This is a genomic window from Mesorhizobium sp. AA23, from assembly GCF_001672435.1.
GTDB lineage: Bacteria > Pseudomonadota > Alphaproteobacteria > Rhizobiales > Rhizobiaceae > Mesorhizobium.
Genome location: NZ_LYTP01000003.1, coordinates 101,038 through 118,364, shown reverse-complemented (window position 1 = coordinate 118,364; position 17,327 = coordinate 101,038). Strand labels below are relative to the sequence as shown.

The window sequence follows — 17,327 nt, the reverse complement described above, 5'->3', positions numbered from 1 at the left end:
CTCCCGGCTCTCTTTTTTCGGATGGAACGCCATGCCTCCTGTCTGGCGCAGAAATCGTCATTGGTTGACGCCGGTACTTTTCCTGCTGCCGGGCCTCATCCTGTTCGGCTCGGTGATCCTTGCCGCCTCCATCGAGACGGTCTGGATTTCGCTGCACGACTGGGATGGGATTGGCGCCAAGACCTGGGTCGGGCTCGCCAACTATGTCGAACTGGCCGACGATCCGCAGTTCTACGTCTCGCTCAAGAACAACGTAATCTGGCTGCTGATCTTCATGCTGGCGCCGCCGATCGGCCTGGCGCTTGCGCTGATCGTGAATCAGCAGATCCGCGGCATGCGCATCCTCAAGTCGCTGTTCTTCGTGCCGCTTGTGCTGGCGACCGTCACCGTCGGTGTCGTGTTCGGATGGGTCTATGATCCAAACTTCGGGTTGCTGCAGCTTCTCTTCGGCGCCTTTGGCGGTACCGCCCCGGCGCTGCTTTCAGACGAGACCTTCGTCACCTTCGCGGTAGCCGCCGCCGGTCTGTGGCCACAGATCGCGTTCTGCATGATCCTGTTCCTGGCGGGCCTGAACAGCCTCAACGACGATCTGATCGCCGCCGGACGCGTCGACGGTGCGCGCGGCTGGCGCATGTTGCGCCATGTCGTCCTGCCGCAACTGTCGCAGGTCGGCTTCATCGCCATCGCGGTGACGGTGATCGGTGCGCTGCGCTCCTTCGACATGATCGCGGTCATGACCAGTGGCGGCCCCTATGGCTCGTCCACCGTGCTCGCCTACCAGATGTATCAGGAGTCGATCTTTTCCTACCGCTTTGGCTACGGCGCCGCGATCGCCACCGTGCTGTTCGTGATCATGATCGTCTTCATCGCCTGGTATCTCAGTGGCCTCATCAAGGCCGAGCGGAGCAACGCCTGATGTACCCGCGCCCCATTCCCGAAAACGCCAGGATCCAGCGAGCCCTCTATCTAGGTGGTGTAACCCTGGTCGTGATCCTGTGGCTGCTGCCTCTGCTCGCCGTGATGCTGACCTCGATCCGTTCCAACGAGGAGCTGATGGCCGGCAACTATTGGGGCTGGCCGCAGAAATTCAGCCTGATCGACAACTACAAGGCGGTTTTCGACCAGACCGCCATGCTGCGCTTTTTCCTCAACAGCCTGCTGATCACCATCCCATCCGTCATCGGCGTTCTCATCCTGTCGACACTGACCGGCTTCGTCTTGTCGCGCTACCCGTTCCGTGGCTCCAACCTCATCTTCGCCCTCTTCGTCGGCGGCAATTTCCTGCCGGCGCAGATCATGATGATCCCGGTCCGCGACCTGATGGTGAGGCTGGGTCTCTACGACACCGTCTATGCGCTGATCGTTTTCCACATTGCCTTCCAGACCGGCTTCGCCACGCTTTTCATGCGCAACTTCATCGCCGCTCTCCCGGGCGAACTGTTCCAGGCGGCGCGCGCCGAAGGCGCCTCGCCGTTCCAGACATTGCGCCACGTGGTTATTCCGCTGGTCCGGCCTGCACTGGCGGCACTCGCGATCCTCACCTTCACCTTCGTCTGGAACGACTATTTCTGGGCGATCGTCCTTACCCAGAGTGATGCGGTCAAACCCGTTACCGCAGGCCTGAACAATCTGCGCGGCGAATGGACATCGGCCTGGAACATCGTCTCGGCGGCCACGATCTTCGTCGCCCTGCCCCCGGTCGTGATGTTCTTCATGATGCAGAAGCACTTTGTCGCCGGCCTCACCATGGGAGCCGTCAAGGGATGATCCGCCGCGAACCCTGCCGCACCCGACACGCACGGAAAGGCGCCTCGATATGAGCAGCGTGGAATTGCGAAAAGTCGACAAGCACTATGCCGGCTACCATGCCCTGAAGACGGTCGACCTGACGATCGAAAAGGGCGAGTTCGTCGTCATGGTCGGCCCCTCCGGCTGCGGAAAGTCGACATTGCTGAAGACGATCGCCGGGTTGGAAACCATCAACTCCGGCCACATCGTGATCAACGGGCGAGACGTCACCAGGGAAGAACCCGGCGACCGCGGCATCGCAATGGTCTTCCAGTCCTATGCACTCTACCCACACATGACCGTGGCCGAGAACATGGGCTTCGGCCTGCGGATGGCCCACCGGCCCAGGACCGAGATCGACGTCGCCGTCAAACGCGCAGCACGGATCCTGCGTCTGGAGGAGCAGCTCGACAAGCGCCCGAAGCAACTGTCGGGCGGGCAGCGCCAGCGCGTCGCGATCGGCCGCGCGATCACCCGCTCTCCCGAGGTGTTCCTGTTCGACGAGCCGCTGTCGAACCTCGATGCCGCGCTGCGCACTCAGATGCGAGTGGAACTTTCGAGCCTGCACGCGCAGCTTGGATCGACGATGATCTACGTCACCCACGACCAGGTCGAGGCGATGACCATGGCCGACCGAATCGTGGTCCTCAACAAGGGCCGGATCGAGCAGGTCGGCTCGCCGCTGGAGCTCTACGCCAACCCTGCCAACATTTTCGTCGCGGGCTTCCTCGGCGCGCCACGCATGAATTTCATCGAAGCGAAAGCAGTGAGCGTCGAGGCATCCAGCGTCTCGGTAGCCGCCGCCGGCCTCCCTGCCATCACCTTGGATGGCATCGACGCCGGCGGCCTTTCGGCTGGTGACGCCGTGACCATCGGCATCCGTCCGGAGGCTCTGCGTGTCGTCGAGCCAAGCGACGACGTAATGCCGGCCTTCTCCAGCCAGGTCCGTCTGGTCGAGCAGTTGGGGCGCGAAACTGTCCTCTACGTCGACGGCTCTCCGCTTCAGACGACCAATTCCGACAGCGGCACCGGCAATTTCACGCTTCAGCTCAACAAGGTTTCTACCCTCGGCGTCGGCGCCGCGTTGCAGGTCGGCTTCGAAGCCGGCGACGCCTACCTCTTCGGCCCCGATGGCCGCACGCTCACGCCAAGAAAACCCCTCGCCTCAGTCTGAACCTCGAAATTTCGAAAGTCCCATACGCATGAACCGCAAAGAGCCCGCTCCGCTATCCGTATGGCGGCCCCTCAATCTTGACCGCTTTCTGCTTGGAGCACCTCATTACCCCGAACATGTCGACGAAGGCTGCTGGCAGCGTGACGCCGAGCGCATGGCTGCCGCCGGCGTCAACACAGTGCGTATGGGAGAGTTCGCCTGGCACATTTTCGAGCCCCGCGAAGGCAAGTTCGAGTTCGGCCTGTTCGATCGCGCGATCGAACTTCTCGGCCGCGCGGGGATCGACACGATCATGTGCACGCCGACAGCCACCCCTCCCCGCTGGCTCACCGTCAACTATCCCGAAGTGCTGCGCGTTGACATGAACGGGCGGGCCTCAAGCCACGGATCGCGCCAGCATGCCGACACCACAAGCCCGGTATTCCGCGCCCACAGCCGCCGCATCACCCGCGCCATGGCCGAGCATTATCGGCACAACCCGCGTGTGATCGGCTGGCAGACGGACAACGAGCTCAACACCACGGTGTCGGAATCGTTCGCGCCTTCGACAAGGCTGGAGTTCCAGAAATACCTGCAGAAGGCCTATGGCACCATTGAGGCGTTGAACTTCGCCTGGGGCGGCCACTTCTGGGCGACGGCCTACGACGATTTCTCGCAGATCGACCTGCCGAGACCGCTCATGCCGTCCTACCCCAGCCCCGGCCACGTGCAGGACTACCATCGCTTTCTGGCCGCCGCGACCGCGGCCTTCCAACACGACCAGGTCGAGATCCTGCGCGCCGCCAATCCGGACTGGTTCATCTTCCACAATCTTGGCCAGCTTGCCGACATCGACTTCCGCGGTCAGTTCGGACAGGACCTCGATTTCATCGGCTTCGACATCTATCCGATGCTCTATGACGAGATGCGCCGAACCGGCGGGCATGCGGCGACCCAGGCCCTCCATCTCGATATATGCCGCGCCTATTCCGGCAACTTCATCGTTCCGGAGCAGGCCTCGGGCTTCGGCAGCCAGCCCGGCTTCTCGACGATGACGCCGGAGCCCGGCGAGATGCGTCGCATGGCCATGACTTCGGTGGCGCGCGGCGCCGACGGTGTCATGTTCTTTCGTTGGCGTCCCGCGCATTTCGGCGCCGAGATCTACTGGATGGGCGTCATCGATCACGACGACGTGCCGCGCCGCCGCTATGACGAGGCGAGCCGCTTCTTCCATGAGATCGCCGCCGCGAAGGAGCAGATTCTTGGCACCGCAGTGCGCATGGACCTCGGCATCGCCGGCGCGGACTTCGATAACCAGGAGGCTCACAAGACCTATCCGATCGGCCTCCCCAGTCCGCTCGAAGACGCGACGCTGTTTCATCGCCACTGCTATCAGAACGGCATTGCATGCGGGTTCATTCATCCCGAAGACGATCTTTCGCGGCTCAAGGCGCTCTACGTCCCGCATTGGGTGATGTGGAAGGATGAATGGAACGAGGCTGTCGAAACCTTCGTCCGCCACGGCGGTACGCTGATCCTGTCGGCATTGAGCGGGACGAGGGACGAGAACAACCACATCATTCGCGAGCAGGCCCCCGGCAAGGCCCTTGCAGCCCTGAGCGGCGTCAGGGTGGCGGAGTTCGGCCGCGTCGTTCCCGAAGGCGCCAGCGGCCTGTTTCCGCTGTTTCGTCCGGCTCCGATGGGCACCTATGCACCGCCGCCCCTCCCGGCCTCGTCCGCGGAACGCAAATACCTGTTCACCCTTGGCAATGAAGAATTCCAGGCTGCGCATTTGTACGAGGTGCTTGACGTAGCGCCTGACACCGAGGTGCTCGGCGTCTGGTCGAACCGCTTCGCCGCCGGCTCTCCGGCAATCACCGCCCGCAAGGTCGGGCAAGGTCGGGTTGTCTATGTCGGCACGTATCTCACACCGCAACTGACGGAGAAGCTTGTCGATGTCGTGCTGGCCAAAGCCGGTATAGCGCCTTTGCTGCCCGACCTGCCTGCCGGGGTGGAGGTCTCTGTCAGGGAAGCCGACGACCGCCGGCTGATGTTCGTGCTGAACACCACGGAAGTCGCCGTGATCGTAACCGACGTCCCAAAGGGCCTCGACCTGCTGACGGGCAAGGCCGTTGAAGGAACGCTGCAACTCGACCCTTACGGCTGCGCAATAATTCGGTCCTGAACAAATCGAACCAGCGTCCATAGACGCCGAACAGATGCTCTTCGAGGCGAAAAATGCGTTCTTCAATCCGCCGCCACAAGGGATCGCAAAAGCGTTTCCTTGGCGGATGACAAGTGGGCCCCGACTGCCAGCTCGACGCGCGCAAGGTCGTGGCTCAATGGGCGTCGATGTAAGAGATGCTCGACCAAAGCTGCGTGGCTGCGCCACTTCTCGTCGCTTGTTCGAGGCTGGAGAAGTCATGAAGTCGAGTTGACAGGATAGCGTCGCATCGTCCAACCTAGGCGCCTCACCAGGGGAGTCCCGGCAAGGGGCTGAGATACTGCTATCGCGCGCAGTGACCCGTTGAACCTGATCCAGTTCATACTGGCGTAGGGACGGTGCGAGGCTTCGCGGGTCGGCAATCCGGCTTCGGCATTCGGGCAGTGCCCGCATTCTAAGCGAAGCGTCACTTCCTCCTCATCGCGTGGACTGGGTCTCCGTTGCACTCGAGCAAGGAGGCTCACTCATGAATGCCCACACCCCGACCGTCACCGTCGGCGAACTCCCAGCTTCGAAGAAGGTCCACAAATCCGGTCAGCTTCACCCGGAGCTGCGGGTGCCGATGCGCGAGATCTCGGTCCACCCGAGCGCCGGCGAGCCGCCGGTCACTGTCTACGACTCGTCCGGCCCCTACACGGACGCCACGGTGAAAACCGACATCGAGTGTGGCTTGCCACGGCTGCGCGAGGCATGGATCGAGGCGCGCGGAGACGTGGGGCGCTACGAGGGCCGCACGATCAAGCCGGAAGACAACGGCTTCGTCTCAGCCGATCGCCTGACGCCGGAATTCCCGGTTCGCAACAGACCGTTGCGCGCGGCCAGCGGCCGCGCCGTCACCCAGCTCGCCTATGCGCGCGCCGGCATCATCACGCCTGAGATGGAGTTCGTCGCCATCCGCGAGAACCTCGGCCGGGAGCAGTTGCGTTCGAAACTCCAGCGCGATGGCGAGAGCTTCGGCGCCGCGATCCCCGATTTCGTCACCCCGGAATTCGTGCGCGACGAGGTGGCGCGCGGCCGCGCCATCATCCCGTCCAACATCAACCACCCGGAAAGCGAGCCGATGATCATCGGCCGCAATTTTCTGGTCAAGATCAACGCCAATATCGGCAACTCCGCCGTCACCTCGTCGATGGCCGAAGAGGTCGAGAAGATGGTGTGGGCGATCCGCTGGGGCGCCGATACGGTAATGGACCTCTCGACCGGGCGCAACATCCACAACATCCGCGAATGGATCGTGCGCAATTCGCCGGTGCCGATCGGCACGGTGCCGATCTACCAGGCGCTGGAGAAAGTCGGCGGCGTCGCCGAGGAACTGACCTGGGAGGTGTTCCGCGACACCCTCATCGAGCAGGCCGAGCAGGGCGTGGACTATTTCACGATCCATGCCGGCGTGCGCCTGCCCTATATCCCGCTGACCGTCGACCGCGTCACCGGCATCGTGTCGCGCGGCGGCTCGATCATGGCCAAGTGGTGCCTGCATCACCACCAGGAGAGTTTTCTCTACGAGCATTTCGAGGAGATCTGCGACATCGCCCGGGCCTATGACGTGGCGTTCTCGCTCGGCGACGGCCTTCGCCCCGGCTCGATCGCCGATGCCAATGACGCGGCCCAGTTCGCCGAGCTGGAAACGCTCGGAGAGCTCACCAAGATCGCCTGGTCCAAGGACTGCCAGGTGATGATCGAGGGCCCCGGCCACGTGCCGATGCACAAGATCAAGCAAAACATGGACAAGCAGCTCGCGGTCTGTGGCGAAGCGCCGTTCTACACGCTCGGGCCGCTCACCACCGACATCGCGCCGGGCTATGACCACATCACATCGGGCATCGGCGCGGCGATGATCGGCTGGTTCGGAACGTCGATGCTCTGCTACGTCACGCCGAAGGAGCATCTCGGCCTGCCCGACCGCGACGACGTCAAGACCGGCGTCATCACCTACAAGATCGCGGCCCACGCCGCCGACCTCGCCAAGGGCCATCCAGCCGCCAAAATCAGGGACGACGCGCTGTCGCGGGCGCGCTTCGAGTTCCGGTGGGAAGACCAGTTCAACCTGTCGCTCGATCCGGAGACGGCGCGCGCCTTCCACGACGAAACCCTGCCCAAGGAGGCGCACAAGGTGGCGCATTTCTGCTCCATGTGCGGCCCCAAATTCTGCTCGATGCGGATCTCGCACGACATCCGCGCCGAAGCCCAGAAGGAAGGGCTCGCGGCCATGGCGGCGAAGTACCGCGACGGCGGCGATCTCTACATGCCTGTCGACAGCACCCCCGAGCGCACGGACACGCCATGAAGGTGCTCATTCGCGGCGCTGGCGTCGCCGGATTGACACTCGCGCACGAGCTGGCAACGCGCGGCGCCGATGTGACCGTGGTCGAGAAACGCCTCGAGATCGCCGGCAATGCCTCTTGGCACGCTGGCGGCATGCTCGCGCCCTGGTGCGAGCGCGAGAGCGCCGAGGAGACCGTGCTGACGCTCGGACGCGACGCAGCCGATTGGTGGGACGCCGCCTTGCCCGGCCATGTCTCGCGCCAGGGCACGCTGGTGCTGGCGTCTGCCCGCGATGCCGGCGAACTCGATCGGTTCGGCCGCCGCACATCCGGTTTCAGGCAGTTGGACGCCAGCCAAATCGCGGCACTCGAGCCGGCGCTCGACGGCCGGTTTGGACGCGGTCTGTTCTTCGCTGAGGAAGCGCATCTCGACCCGCGCAAGGCGCTGCTTTCCCTGCGCGACAAGCTGCGCGGGATGGGCGCGCGCGTCGAGTTCGGCCGCAGCTCGGCGCCCGCATCTCAGGATATTGAGGTGGATTGCACCGGCAGCGGTGACAGGCGACCGGAACTGCGCGGCGTGCGCGGCGAGATGCTTATGCTGCGAACGGGCGAGATCTCGCTGGCCCGGCCAGTGCGGCTGCTTCATCCGCGCATCTCGGTCTATGTAGTGCCCCGCGCGGAAAACCTGTTCATGGTCGGCGCGACGATGATCGAATGCGATGCCAAAGGCCCGATCACCGCGCGCTCGACCATGGAGCTGCTCGGCGCCGCCTATGCGCTGCATCCGGCCTTCGGCGAAGCCGAGCTGGTCGAAACCGGTGTTGGCGTGCGTCCCGCATTCACCGACAACTTGCCTCGCGTCGAGCGCGACGGGGGGAATATTCGCATCAACGGCCTCTACCGCCACGGCTTCCTGCTCGCGCCGGCCATGGCGCGGCGGGCAGCCGACCTCATCCTGGAATCCTGGAGCAAAGGAGTTTGCCCTTGAAGCTCACCGTTAACGGCCAAGCCCATGAAGTCGCGGCAGAAACGCTTGCCGCGCTGCTCAGCGAACTCGATTTCCAAGGCGGCTGGCTGGCAACCGCGCTGAACGGTGACGTCGTACCGGCCAGGGAGCGCGACCGCTGCCGGCTCAAAGATGGCGACCGCATCGAAATCCTTTCACCGATGAAGGGAGGCTGATCCATGCTCGAGTTCTATGGACAGAAACTCGCGTCCCGCCTTCTGCTGGGCACCGCGCTTTACTCCTCGCCTGCCATCATGGCGGAGGCGGTGAAAGCGTCCGGCACGGAGATCGTCACCGTGTCGCTCCGCCGCGAAACATCGGGCGGCAAAGCCGGCGGCCAGTTCTGGTCGCTTGTCCAGTCGCTCGGCGTTCGCGTGCTGCCCAACACCGCCGGCTGCCACTCGGTGGTGGAAGCGGTCACCACGGCGCGGATGGCGCGCGAGGTGTTCGGCACGGACTGGATCAAGCTCGAAGTGATCGGCAACCACGACACGCTGCAGCCCGACGTCTTCGGATTGGTCGAAGCCGCAAGGATCCTTGCCTCCGAAGGCTTCGAGGTGTTTCCCTATACGACCGACGACCTCATCGTCGCCGAGCGCCTGCTCGACGCCGGCTGCAGGCTCCTGATGCCCTGGTGCGCGCCGATCGGCTCCGCACGCGGGCCGCAGAACCCCAATGCGCTGCGAAGCCTGCGAGGCCACTTCCCCGGCATTCCGCTGATCGTCGATGCCGGCATCGGCCGGCCCTCGCATGCCGCGGCCGTGATGGAGCTCGGCTACGACGCGGTGTTGCTCAACACGGCCGTCGCCAGGGCAGGCGATCCCGCCGCCATGGCCGCGGCCTTCGGCAAGGCGGTCGAGGCCGGCCGCGAGGCCTATTGCGCCGGCCTGCTCGAGCCGCGCGACATGGCCGTTCCCTCCACCCCCGTCATCGGCATGGCAGCATTCTCATGAAGCTGGATCCGTTTTACCTGATCGTCGATTCCGCCGCTTGGATCGAACGTCTGGTGCCGCTCGGCGTGAAGCTGGTGCAGCTGCGCACTAAGGACCAGGACGAAGCTTCGCTGCGCCGAGAAATTCGCGCCTCGAAGGCAGTCTGTGACAGCCACGGCTGCCAGCTCATCGTCAACGACTACTGGCGCCTTGCGATCGAGGAAGATTGCGATTTCGTTCACCTCGGCCAGGAAGATCTGGCGGAGGCTGATGTGAAGGCGATCCGCAGGGCGGGCGTGAGGCTGGGCCTCAGCACTCACGACGGCGCCGAACTCGAAACCGCGCTCCAAGCCGAGCCGGACTATGTCGCGCTCGGACCGATCTACCCGACCATTCTCAAGGCGATGAAATGGGATCCGCAGGGGCTGGACCGCATCGCCGCCTGGAAGCAGCGCGTAGGCGAACTTCCGCTTGTGGCCATCGGCGGGCTCACCGTCGAGCGCGTAGCCGGTGTCTTCGCGCACGGCGCCCAAAGTGCGGCCGTCGTCACCGACATCACCCGCAACACGCACCCCGAGGCGCGGACGGCTGAATGGCTGGCGGCGACAGCCCAATGGCGTTGACGCCGCATGTGCTGATCGTCGCCGGCTGCGATTCAAGTGGCGGCGCCGGAACAGCCCGAGACGTCGAGACCGTATCCGCCTTTGGGCTGCGCAGTTGCCTCACCGTCACGGCCGTGACCGTCCAGACGCATTCGGCCGTCGAACACATCGAGCAGATGCCGCCGCAGCTTATCGCCGCCCAAATGCGCGCTGCCTTTGCTGCCAATCCGGTCGCAGCCGTCAAGATCGGCATGCTGGGGACGGCGGTAGCTATTGAGGCGGTCGGCTCTGTCCTGGCGGCCCATCCGAAGGTGCCGGTGGTCCTCGACCCTGTGCTTGGCTCGACCTCGGGACGCGTGTTGCTGGAGGACGATGCCGTCGACGTGTTGTGCCGTGATCTGATGCCGCTCTGCCGGCTCGTGACCCCCAACCTGATTGAGCTGGCAACGTTGGTGGGAGCAGACCCTGCGAAGGACGAAGAAGGCGCTTGCGTTCAAGGCGAGGACCTGTCGGCGACGGTGCGGACCGCCGTGCTCGTCAAGGGCGGGCACGCGCACGGAGATCACGCCAATGACCTTCTCATGCAGCCGGACCGTCGCGCCGTTCGGGTCGAAGCGCCTCGCGTCCATGGGGGGATGCGTGGCACCGGCTGCGTGCTGTCCAGCGCCATCGCCGCATCGTTAGCTCAAGGTTTGCCGTTGGAGGCGGCGGTACGGGGCGCCAAGACCTATGTTCTTGAGCTCCTTCGTGGGGCGCGATGACGTTGAACGGACGAGCGCAATGCGCATCTTGACCGATTCCCAGGAGGTCAGAGGCGCATGCCCTCCAGGTCCGAGCCGGCGATCTAATAAACCTTGGAGGTCAATGGCATCAACTCGTTACCGTCTGCTATTCACCTCGCTTCATAAGATGCTGCCCCAACAATCTGGAGCAGCGGCCGGAAGCGAAAGGTAACAAGTGGCGGCCCCGAGTTTGGCCTTCCAGCATGGGCATGCAGCGGCAGTGTAGGCTTGTGTCGTCCGGGCAATGGTGGTTAGTCACTCGATGGTGCTGCGCCTCCAACTTGACGGGAGCAAACGCGGGGATCGCCTTTTGCCCAGCCCGTCAACGGGCCCGGAAGTTTCTGGCCTCGCTCAATTTTCGGCAACGAAATCAAAGGTTATGGTGGTGCTGGCAGTCACCTGCGAACCGGTCTCTGTCCCATTTTCCCTGTTAGGTGCTGAAAAACAGCGAATTTTTCGGTCATTTTCGCCTCGCGCGGGAATTCGAACGTGAAATCCTTGCGCAGTTTCAATGCTCTGGCGGAGAATTCCCTACCGGCATATCAGGGAAATGAACTCAGCCTAACAGGGAACAGTGCTGGCGTCGGGGGCCAGAACTGTGCACCCTTGCTTGCCTTTGAGCAGCGTTGCGACTGGGGTGTCGCAACCCCACCAAATCCCCCGTGATATCCAAAAATGCAACGCACCTTCACCAGACAAGAACTGTACGACCTCGTTTGGTCGACACCGATCGTGACTCTGGCCTAACGCTTCCAGAAGGCAGATCGAGGGACTGGCGAAGATTTGTGCTGCTGTGGTCGATGCCTTCCCGATCCAACACCCAGTTCTGCGGATCAGGGCCGATCAGGCGGAGCGTTTCGCGGGCGTGGAAATCTGAATCGGAGGGCAATGCCATTTTAGTTCCGGCTGAAGCTCAAGCGTTGCGCGCCAGACTCCACCCTGGTAGGCAAACAGTCCAGAACGCCTGCTTTAATTGCTCCGCAGCTTTTTTTCACTTGCATCCGATCTCAATCGGGAGCGCTTTCAGATTGGCCTGCAAAAAGGGGCAGGCCGAGAACGGGCGGTACTTTCTGGACGTTGAGTCCCGCCAAAAAGTACCGCCGGCTTGATCTGCTGCCCCTCACATCGCTTGCACGGGGTCAGAAAAATCATTGACTATGGGGCAGTCGGAGGCTTTCGTTAATGATGATACTCCGCTTGTCTTGTTCGCAGTTTTGATCGAAGCAGAGCTGGGTTCCTAGGGAAGGGTGGCCGGATGTTCAGTCCGCGACATAGCCTGCCAATTCATCAGCCGTCCCCTGCGGAAAGGCTTCTTTCAAGTAGTCGAGGAACGCTGACACGCGGGGGCTGAGCAAACGCCTCGAGGGATAAAGGGCCCAAAGCGCCGTCTCGGGCCCTGACACATCCCCCCAATGCACTAGCCTGCCGGCAGCCAAATCGCCGCTGGCAAGCGACAACGGGAGGCGCGCGGCGCCGAGCCCCATGCGCACCGCATCCCGGACCATGACGAACGACGCCAGGCTGAGCACTGGCTTGGCGTCAATCGTCGACTTGCCGGACGAGGTCGTGACTTGCCAGGCTTCGGACTCGTTCAACGAGCCTCGACTGATCGCGGGAACAGGACGCCCAGAGGCTGGGGGCGTCAGGTGCGGACTGGCCACCACCACCAGCCGATCGCGCAGGAACACTCGCCCAACAAGGGTGGCATCCGGCTCCGGATTGACCCGGATGACGAGGTCGTAGGCTTCTTCGATCATGTCCACCGCCCTGTCTTCCGTGGTGATCTCCAACCGAACCTCCGGATATCTAAGGACGAAGCCGGCCGCGAGCTTTCCGACCGCGGTCTGAGAAAAGAGCAGTGGCGCGCTGATGCGTAGCCGACCACGCGGGCTACGGCCGCCCGAAGCGATCGCTTTCGCCGTCTCATCAAGTTCTGTGAGCAGAAAGCCCGTTCGTTCAAACAGGGCTCGTCCCTCCTCCGTGAGCTTGAGCGTCCGCGCACCACGTTCGAAGAGGCGCAGATCAAGACTTGCCTCGAGATCGGCCACGCGTCTGGAAAGGGTGGCCTTTGGCCGGCCGGCGGCGCGCGAGGCCTTTCCGAACCCGCCGTGGCGGGCCACCAAGTTGAAGTCGGCAAGAGCGAGAATATCCACGATCTTGTTCTTTTTGTTCCATCTATGAGACGACCTGTCCAAACATACCATCTATCGGGATGTATGTGGATCACTCATTTTGAGCGTGCCTTTTAACTCAAAACAGAAAGTGAATCCCAATGACCATACTTGTTACAGGTGCCACCGGCCGCGTCGGCCGCCATGTCGTCGACCAACTCCTTCAGCGCGGCGCGACGGTGCGTGTGCTAACCCGTGACCCGGCGAAAGCCAGCTTTCCGACCGGTGTGGACGTCGCCAAGGGTGATCTCCTCGACGTCGATGCGCTGCGCAGCGCCTTCAAAGACGTGAGCACCCTCTTCCTACTCAATGCCGTCACAGGTGACGAATTTGCCCAGGCGATCATCGCACTCAACGTTGCTCGCGAAGCGGGCGTCGACCATGTCGTCTATCTCTCGGTGTTCGAAGCCGATCGGGCGGTGAACGTCCCGCACTTCGCCGTGAAGTTCGGCGCCGAGCGCATGCTGGTGCAGATGGACTTCAGCGCCACCATCTTGCGTCCGACCTACTTCATCGACAACGAGTCGATGGTAAAGGACGTCATTATGGAGCACGGCGTCTATCCGATGCCGATTGGCAGCAAGGGCGTAGCCATGGTCGACGCCCGTGACATCGCCGAAGTAGCCGCGATCGAGCTGATCCGCCGCGACTCCGCGCCCGGCAAGCTGCCGGTCGAGACCATCAACGTGGTGGGGCCCGACACGCTGACCGGCCCCCACGTGGCCAGGATCTGGTCGGACCTTCTGGGTCGCCCGGTGGTCTATGGCGGCGACGATCCCGGCGCGTTCGAGCAGAACATGGCGAGCTTCATGCCAAAATGGACGGCCTACGAGATGCGCCTGATGGCCGAGCGCTATGTCAGCGACGGCATGATCCCGGAGGCCTGTGACGTTGTACGGCTGACCAGTATTTTGGGCCGCCCCCTGCACACCTATCGCGACTTTGCGGCCAGGATAGCGAGCGCGGCCTAAGGCCGCCAACCAGCCGCCAAGATCTTTGGCATAGACTTAGGGGGGAGGTCCGAATCTGATATCGTTGGCTGGAGCGATAACGTCCGTCTCGTCCTGGAAGCGGAAGGGTGGTGCGTGCGGACCGAAGGTCTCCTCCGCGGCCACCAAGGCCTCCTGGCCAGGTGCCTGTACAGTGGCAACCGGACTCAAATGGCCAAGCTCGTTTCTACGCGACCGCCTTGGAGCGCTCGGGGATAAAAAGCCTGATGAGGAAGAGGCTCAATACCGTGCTGACGGCGAGGATGTAGACGACCAACGCGCTGATCGAGGGCGAGAACCCAAGACGCATCATGCCCCAAAGCCGAACCGGGAAAGTACTTTGGCCACCGGTCAGAAGCAAAGTGACCATGGTCTCGTCGAACGATAGCGCAAAGCACAGGACGAATGACGCCATCAGTGCCGGTCTGAGGTTAGGTAGCACGACCCACCAGAAGGTCTGAAGCCGGCTGGCGCCCAGATCGAGCGACGCCTCGACCAGTGAAGGACCCATTTCACGCAGCCGCGTCACGATGGTCCGATAGGCGATCGCCAGCAAGATCGTGACATGGCCGATCAAGACAGTCAGAAGCGACCTCGGGACGTCCGCCTCCCGGAAGGAAATCAGGAGCGCGAGCCCTGTGATGATAGGAGGCATTACAAACGGGAGGAAGATCAGGAACTCAATGAACTTTCTGCCCAAGCCGAATCCCGGTGCGCAGTAAAGAGCAAGTCCGGTGCTGATCGCCAGCGCAATCGTGGAAGCGACAAGCCCGACGATCAGGGTCAATTTCAGCGCATCGACAATATCGCCATTGATGCTCTCAAACGCCACGACGGAGACCTGATCCCACTGGAATACGCCACCGCGGATCGGCACGAACGCGGTAACGATGGCCATGAGAATCGGGCCGTAAAGGATGGCCAAGATTAGTGCGGTTACGACGCAAAGGAAGACGACCGTGGAGCGTGCTGGCTTCAAAATGTCACCTTTCCAGGTGGACGGATGCGGGTGGCCAATGCCAACGCCACCGTGACGATCATCATCATGAAGGTCGAGAGCGCGGCACCGAACGGCCAATTGAAGCCGAGACCAAACTGACTGAAGATGATGCGACCGAGTGTAAATCCGTTCGGCCCGCCAACCAGTTCCGGGGTGATGAAATCACCGATCGCCAGCACAAACGTGAATGTCAACGAGACTGCCACTCCCGACAGGCTCAATGGAAAGATCACCGTCCAGAAGATGCGCGGGCGGCTTGCGCCCAGGTCGGCGGCCGCTTCGACCAGACTTGCCGGGATGCGATCAAGGGACAGGAAAATCGGAAAAACCGCAAACGGCAGCAATACGGAGGTCAGTGTCAGGAAGACCCCGTAGTAGCTTAGCGTGAAGAATTCGAGCGGTTGGGAGACAAGGCCCGAAGCCGTCAGGAAATGGTTGATGACGCCATTGGTGCCAAGAAGATTGCGCACCGTGTAGATCTTGATGACGTAACTCATCAGCAAGGGCACAGCAAATGCCACCATCAGCAGAGAGCGCCGCGTCGGGCCAAGAACCTTCATCAGATACGCAGCCGGAAAGCCGATCAGCGTGCAGACAAGGGCTGTAGCGACCCCTATAACGAGGGTCCGCCCAATGACCATACGGACGGTCGAGTCCGCGAAAATTCGAACGTAGTTCGACAGGTTGAAGTCAATAACGACAGTGGAGGCCTCGACGCGCCCGAAGCTGACGACGAAAAAAATACAAAACGGCCCTAGGATCAGGATGATCGGCAAGACATAGGCGATGACGACAAGGCTGTTGATGAGCCGGGCCTCGCCGGTGGATCCCAGCTGCGGGGTCTTCGTGGAGTTCACTTGCGGATGACCCACGTCTCTTGTCCCTTCCACGAGACTGTCACGCCGGCGCCGATTTCAAGCGGAGCAGCCAACTGGCTGCTGAGCTGTTTAACGTGCAGGGTCGCACCGGGCGACTTCGCCGCTTCAACTTCTAAAAGCGACATAGGCCCGACGAAGGAGACTGATTTGACATATGCCGCGGGTGCCGATCCGTTTGCCCCGGCAAGCTCTACGTTCTCTGGCCTCACAGCGAGTGTCACCGTGTCGCCGGCATTGAACTGCATGCCCTGATCGCCCCGGGCCACGGCCGTTCCAAATGGCGTCTCCACAGCGACCCCGTCGCGGTTGATGGTGCTCACCTTAGCTTCAACAAGATTGTTGTCGCCGAAGAAATCCGCGACATAGCGATTGCAAGGGCGATAATAGACCTCTTCCGGCTGGCCGACCTGCACAACCTCGCCATGATCCATGACGCAAATGCGATCGGCCAGACTGATGGCCTCTTCCTGATCGTGAGTGATGAACAGGAATGAGGTTTGGATCTCACGCTGGATTGACTTGAGAAAGGTCTGCATCTGGTGGCGAAGGCCGGCGTCCAACGCGGCGAGCGGTTCGTCCAACAGGACCAGTCGCGGCTTGCAAATGAGGGCGCGCGCCAGGGCCACCCGTTGCCGTTGTCCGCCGGACATCTGCGCTGGATAGCGCAGCCCAAGCTGGCCGAGGCCCACCAGATCGAGCGTCTGCGCAACCAGCTTCTTGATCTCGTCGGACGGCAACCCTTTGACCCGGAGCCCATAGCCGACATTCGCGGCCACCGTCATGTGCGGGAAAAGTGCATAGTCCTGGAAGACGGTGTTGAACGGTCTGCGATTGACCGGAATGCCATTGATCCGGGTTCCGTTCAGGAGAATGTCGCCGCTCGTTGGTTCGACAAATCCGCCAATCATGCGAAGGATAGTGGTTTTGCCGGACCCCGATGGGCCGACCACCACGAGAAACTCGTTCTGGCCGATCTCAAGGTTGACATTGCGCAGGACCGTCTGGCTGCCATAGGTCTTGCCGATATCTCTCATCTCAATAAGAGGCAGGTCGGTCATGAGCATTTCCCATTAGCCGGTTGGGCTGTTCCACCCATTCTTATAGCGGATTGCGAGTAAGCGATGCCGCCACCGTCAGGGACCGCACCTACACCAAGTTGCATGCAGAACGCAATACCGGTAATTCGCTTCAGTTGTTCCCATTTCTGTCTTACAGCGCATTCGCGCCGACCCGGACGCAGTTGCCTCATCTCATCCTCGGCGTCGACAATGTTCTGTCTCAGCACCTTAATTAGCGCGCGTTTGGCGCTTGCTACTCCCAATCGTTTTCGTCGGATCGACCGGCCGTTCACAAAAATTTGCAACATCGGCAGATGATTCCGCGATTCAAAAAAACCGCCGGGACCTCTTGACTCCACTCATTGCCGATTGCACGCTGCATGCACTACGGTTTGCGCCCTGAAAAATGCCCTGCCCCATCGACGAGGGAGCCGCGGAGCCGGAGTAAAGGCAGGCCGCCGAGTTGGAGCACCTTCGACA

General features: G+C 62.2%; 15 protein-coding genes and 1 riboswitch. Of the genes, 11 read left to right on the top strand and 4 right to left on the bottom strand.

What is annotated here, in order from left to right; translation table 11 throughout:
* Positions 1–31 precede the first annotated feature (31 nt).
* The 10 genes from A9K66_RS05020 (at position 32) to A9K66_RS04975 (ending at position 10,730) form a co-directional block, all read left to right on the top strand.
* Positions 32–916, top strand: a complete 885-nt coding sequence (locus A9K66_RS05020; protein WP_067320472.1) for a sugar ABC transporter permease — start codon at positions 32–34, stop codon at positions 914–916.
* The gene (locus A9K66_RS05015; RefSeq protein ID WP_067320470.1) at positions 916–1,767 is read left to right on the top strand and encodes a carbohydrate ABC transporter permease; all 852 of its coding nucleotides are present in this window, start codon (positions 916–918) and stop codon (positions 1,765–1,767) included. Before A9K66_RS05020 ends, A9K66_RS05015 begins: the two co-directional genes overlap by 1 nt.
* A gap of 49 nt (positions 1,768–1,816) precedes the next feature.
* Positions 1,817–2,962 (top strand): ABC transporter ATP-binding protein, encoded by a 1,146-nt coding sequence (locus tag A9K66_RS05010; RefSeq protein ID WP_067320467.1) that lies wholly within the window; start codon positions 1,817–1,819, stop codon positions 2,960–2,962.
* A gap of 28 nt (positions 2,963–2,990) precedes the next feature.
* Positions 2,991–5,126, top strand: a complete 2,136-nt coding sequence (locus A9K66_RS05005) for a beta-galactosidase (protein WP_067320463.1) — start codon at positions 2,991–2,993, stop codon at positions 5,124–5,126.
* A gap of 281 nt (positions 5,127–5,407) precedes the next feature.
* A riboswitch (TPP riboswitch) is annotated at positions 5,408–5,519 on the top strand.
* A 112-nt stretch (positions 5,520–5,631) separates the two neighbouring features.
* Complete coding sequence (gene thiC, locus A9K66_RS05000) at positions 5,632–7,452, top strand: phosphomethylpyrimidine synthase ThiC (protein WP_067320460.1); 1,821 nt, start codon at positions 5,632–5,634, stop codon at positions 7,450–7,452.
* Positions 7,449–8,417, top strand: a complete 969-nt coding sequence (thiO, locus tag A9K66_RS04995; protein WP_067320455.1) for a glycine oxidase ThiO — start codon at positions 7,449–7,451, stop codon at positions 8,415–8,417. The genes thiC and thiO overlap by 4 nt, the downstream gene beginning before the upstream one ends.
* A complete protein-coding gene (thiS, locus tag A9K66_RS04990) occupies positions 8,414–8,611 on the top strand; it encodes a sulfur carrier protein ThiS (RefSeq protein ID WP_067320453.1) in 198 nt (65 codons plus the stop codon). Before thiO ends, thiS begins: the two co-directional genes overlap by 4 nt.
* Positions 8,612–8,614: 3 nt before the next feature.
* Positions 8,615–9,388 (top strand): thiazole synthase, encoded by a 774-nt coding sequence (locus A9K66_RS04985; protein WP_067320450.1) that lies wholly within the window; start codon positions 8,615–8,617, stop codon positions 9,386–9,388.
* Complete coding sequence (locus tag A9K66_RS04980) at positions 9,385–9,990, top strand: thiamine phosphate synthase (RefSeq protein ID WP_067320447.1); 606 nt, start codon at positions 9,385–9,387, stop codon at positions 9,988–9,990. Before A9K66_RS04985 ends, A9K66_RS04980 begins: the two co-directional genes overlap by 4 nt.
* A complete protein-coding gene (locus tag A9K66_RS04975; RefSeq protein WP_067320444.1) occupies positions 9,981–10,730 on the top strand; it encodes a hydroxymethylpyrimidine/phosphomethylpyrimidine kinase in 750 nt (249 codons plus the stop codon). Before A9K66_RS04980 ends, A9K66_RS04975 begins: the two co-directional genes overlap by 10 nt.
* Positions 10,731–12,010: 1,280 nt before the next feature.
* On the opposite strand, the gene A9K66_RS04970 is transcribed toward A9K66_RS04975, so the two are convergent.
* Positions 12,011–12,904: a LysR family transcriptional regulator gene (locus A9K66_RS04970; RefSeq protein ID WP_067320736.1), complete on the bottom strand. Its 894-nt coding sequence runs from the start codon at positions 12,902–12,904 to the stop codon at positions 12,011–12,013.
* Positions 12,905–13,023: 119 nt separating this feature from the next.
* On the opposite strand from A9K66_RS04970, the gene A9K66_RS04965 reads away from it, so the two are divergent.
* Entirely contained in the window at positions 13,024–13,893 is an 870-nt protein-coding gene (locus A9K66_RS04965; RefSeq protein WP_067320441.1) for an NmrA/HSCARG family protein, read from the top strand.
* 205 nt (positions 13,894–14,098) lie between these two features.
* On the opposite strand, the gene A9K66_RS04960 is transcribed toward A9K66_RS04965, so the two are convergent.
* The 3 genes from A9K66_RS04960 to A9K66_RS04950 all read right to left on the bottom strand — a co-directional run bounded on the left by A9K66_RS04960 (position 14,099) and on the right by A9K66_RS04950 (position 16,847).
* On the bottom strand, positions 14,099–14,809 hold the full coding sequence (locus A9K66_RS04960; RefSeq protein ID WP_082953728.1) for an ABC transporter permease: 711 nt from the start codon (positions 14,807–14,809) through the stop codon (positions 14,099–14,101).
* Positions 14,810–14,886: 77 nt separating this feature from the next.
* Positions 14,887–15,768, bottom strand: a complete 882-nt coding sequence (locus A9K66_RS04955) for an ABC transporter permease (RefSeq protein ID WP_082953713.1) — start codon at positions 15,766–15,768, stop codon at positions 14,887–14,889.
* Positions 15,765–16,847 (bottom strand): ABC transporter ATP-binding protein, encoded by a 1,083-nt coding sequence (locus tag A9K66_RS04950; protein WP_067320728.1) that lies wholly within the window; start codon positions 16,845–16,847, stop codon positions 15,765–15,767. Before A9K66_RS04950 ends, A9K66_RS04955 begins: the two co-directional genes overlap by 4 nt.
* Positions 16,848–17,327: the final 480 nt, after the last annotated feature.

Bases quoted from the DNA above. Each gene is read 5' to 3' on its own strand.
- A9K66_RS05020 (WP_067320472.1), top strand. From the start codon at position 32: ATGCCTCCTGTCTGGCGCAGAAATCGTCATTGGTTGACGCCGGTACTT.
- A9K66_RS05015 (WP_067320470.1), top strand. From the start codon at position 916: ATGTACCCGCGCCCCATTCCCGAAAACGCCAGGATCCAGCGAGCCCTC.
- A9K66_RS05010 (WP_067320467.1), top strand. From the start codon at position 1,817: ATGAGCAGCGTGGAATTGCGAAAAGTCGACAAGCACTATGCCGGCTAC.
- A9K66_RS05005 (WP_067320463.1), top strand. From the start codon at position 2,991: ATGAACCGCAAAGAGCCCGCTCCGCTATCCGTATGGCGGCCCCTCAAT.
- thiC (WP_067320460.1), top strand. From the start codon at position 5,632: ATGAATGCCCACACCCCGACCGTCACCGTCGGCGAACTCCCAGCTTCG.
- thiO (WP_067320455.1), top strand. From the start codon at position 7,449: ATGAAGGTGCTCATTCGCGGCGCTGGCGTCGCCGGATTGACACTCGCG.
- A9K66_RS04985 (WP_067320450.1), top strand. From the start codon at position 8,615: ATGCTCGAGTTCTATGGACAGAAACTCGCGTCCCGCCTTCTGCTGGGC.
- A9K66_RS04980 (WP_067320447.1), top strand. From the start codon at position 9,385: ATGAAGCTGGATCCGTTTTACCTGATCGTCGATTCCGCCGCTTGGATC.
- A9K66_RS04975 (WP_067320444.1), top strand. From the start codon at position 9,981: ATGGCGTTGACGCCGCATGTGCTGATCGTCGCCGGCTGCGATTCAAGT.
- A9K66_RS04965 (WP_067320441.1), top strand. From the start codon at position 13,024: ATGACCATACTTGTTACAGGTGCCACCGGCCGCGTCGGCCGCCATGTC.
- A9K66_RS04960 (WP_082953728.1), bottom strand. From the start codon at position 14,809: ATGGCCATCGTTACCGCGTTCGTGCCGATCCGCGGTGGCGTATTCCAG.
- A9K66_RS04950 (WP_067320728.1), bottom strand. From the start codon at position 16,847: ATGACCGACCTGCCTCTTATTGAGATGAGAGATATCGGCAAGACCTAT.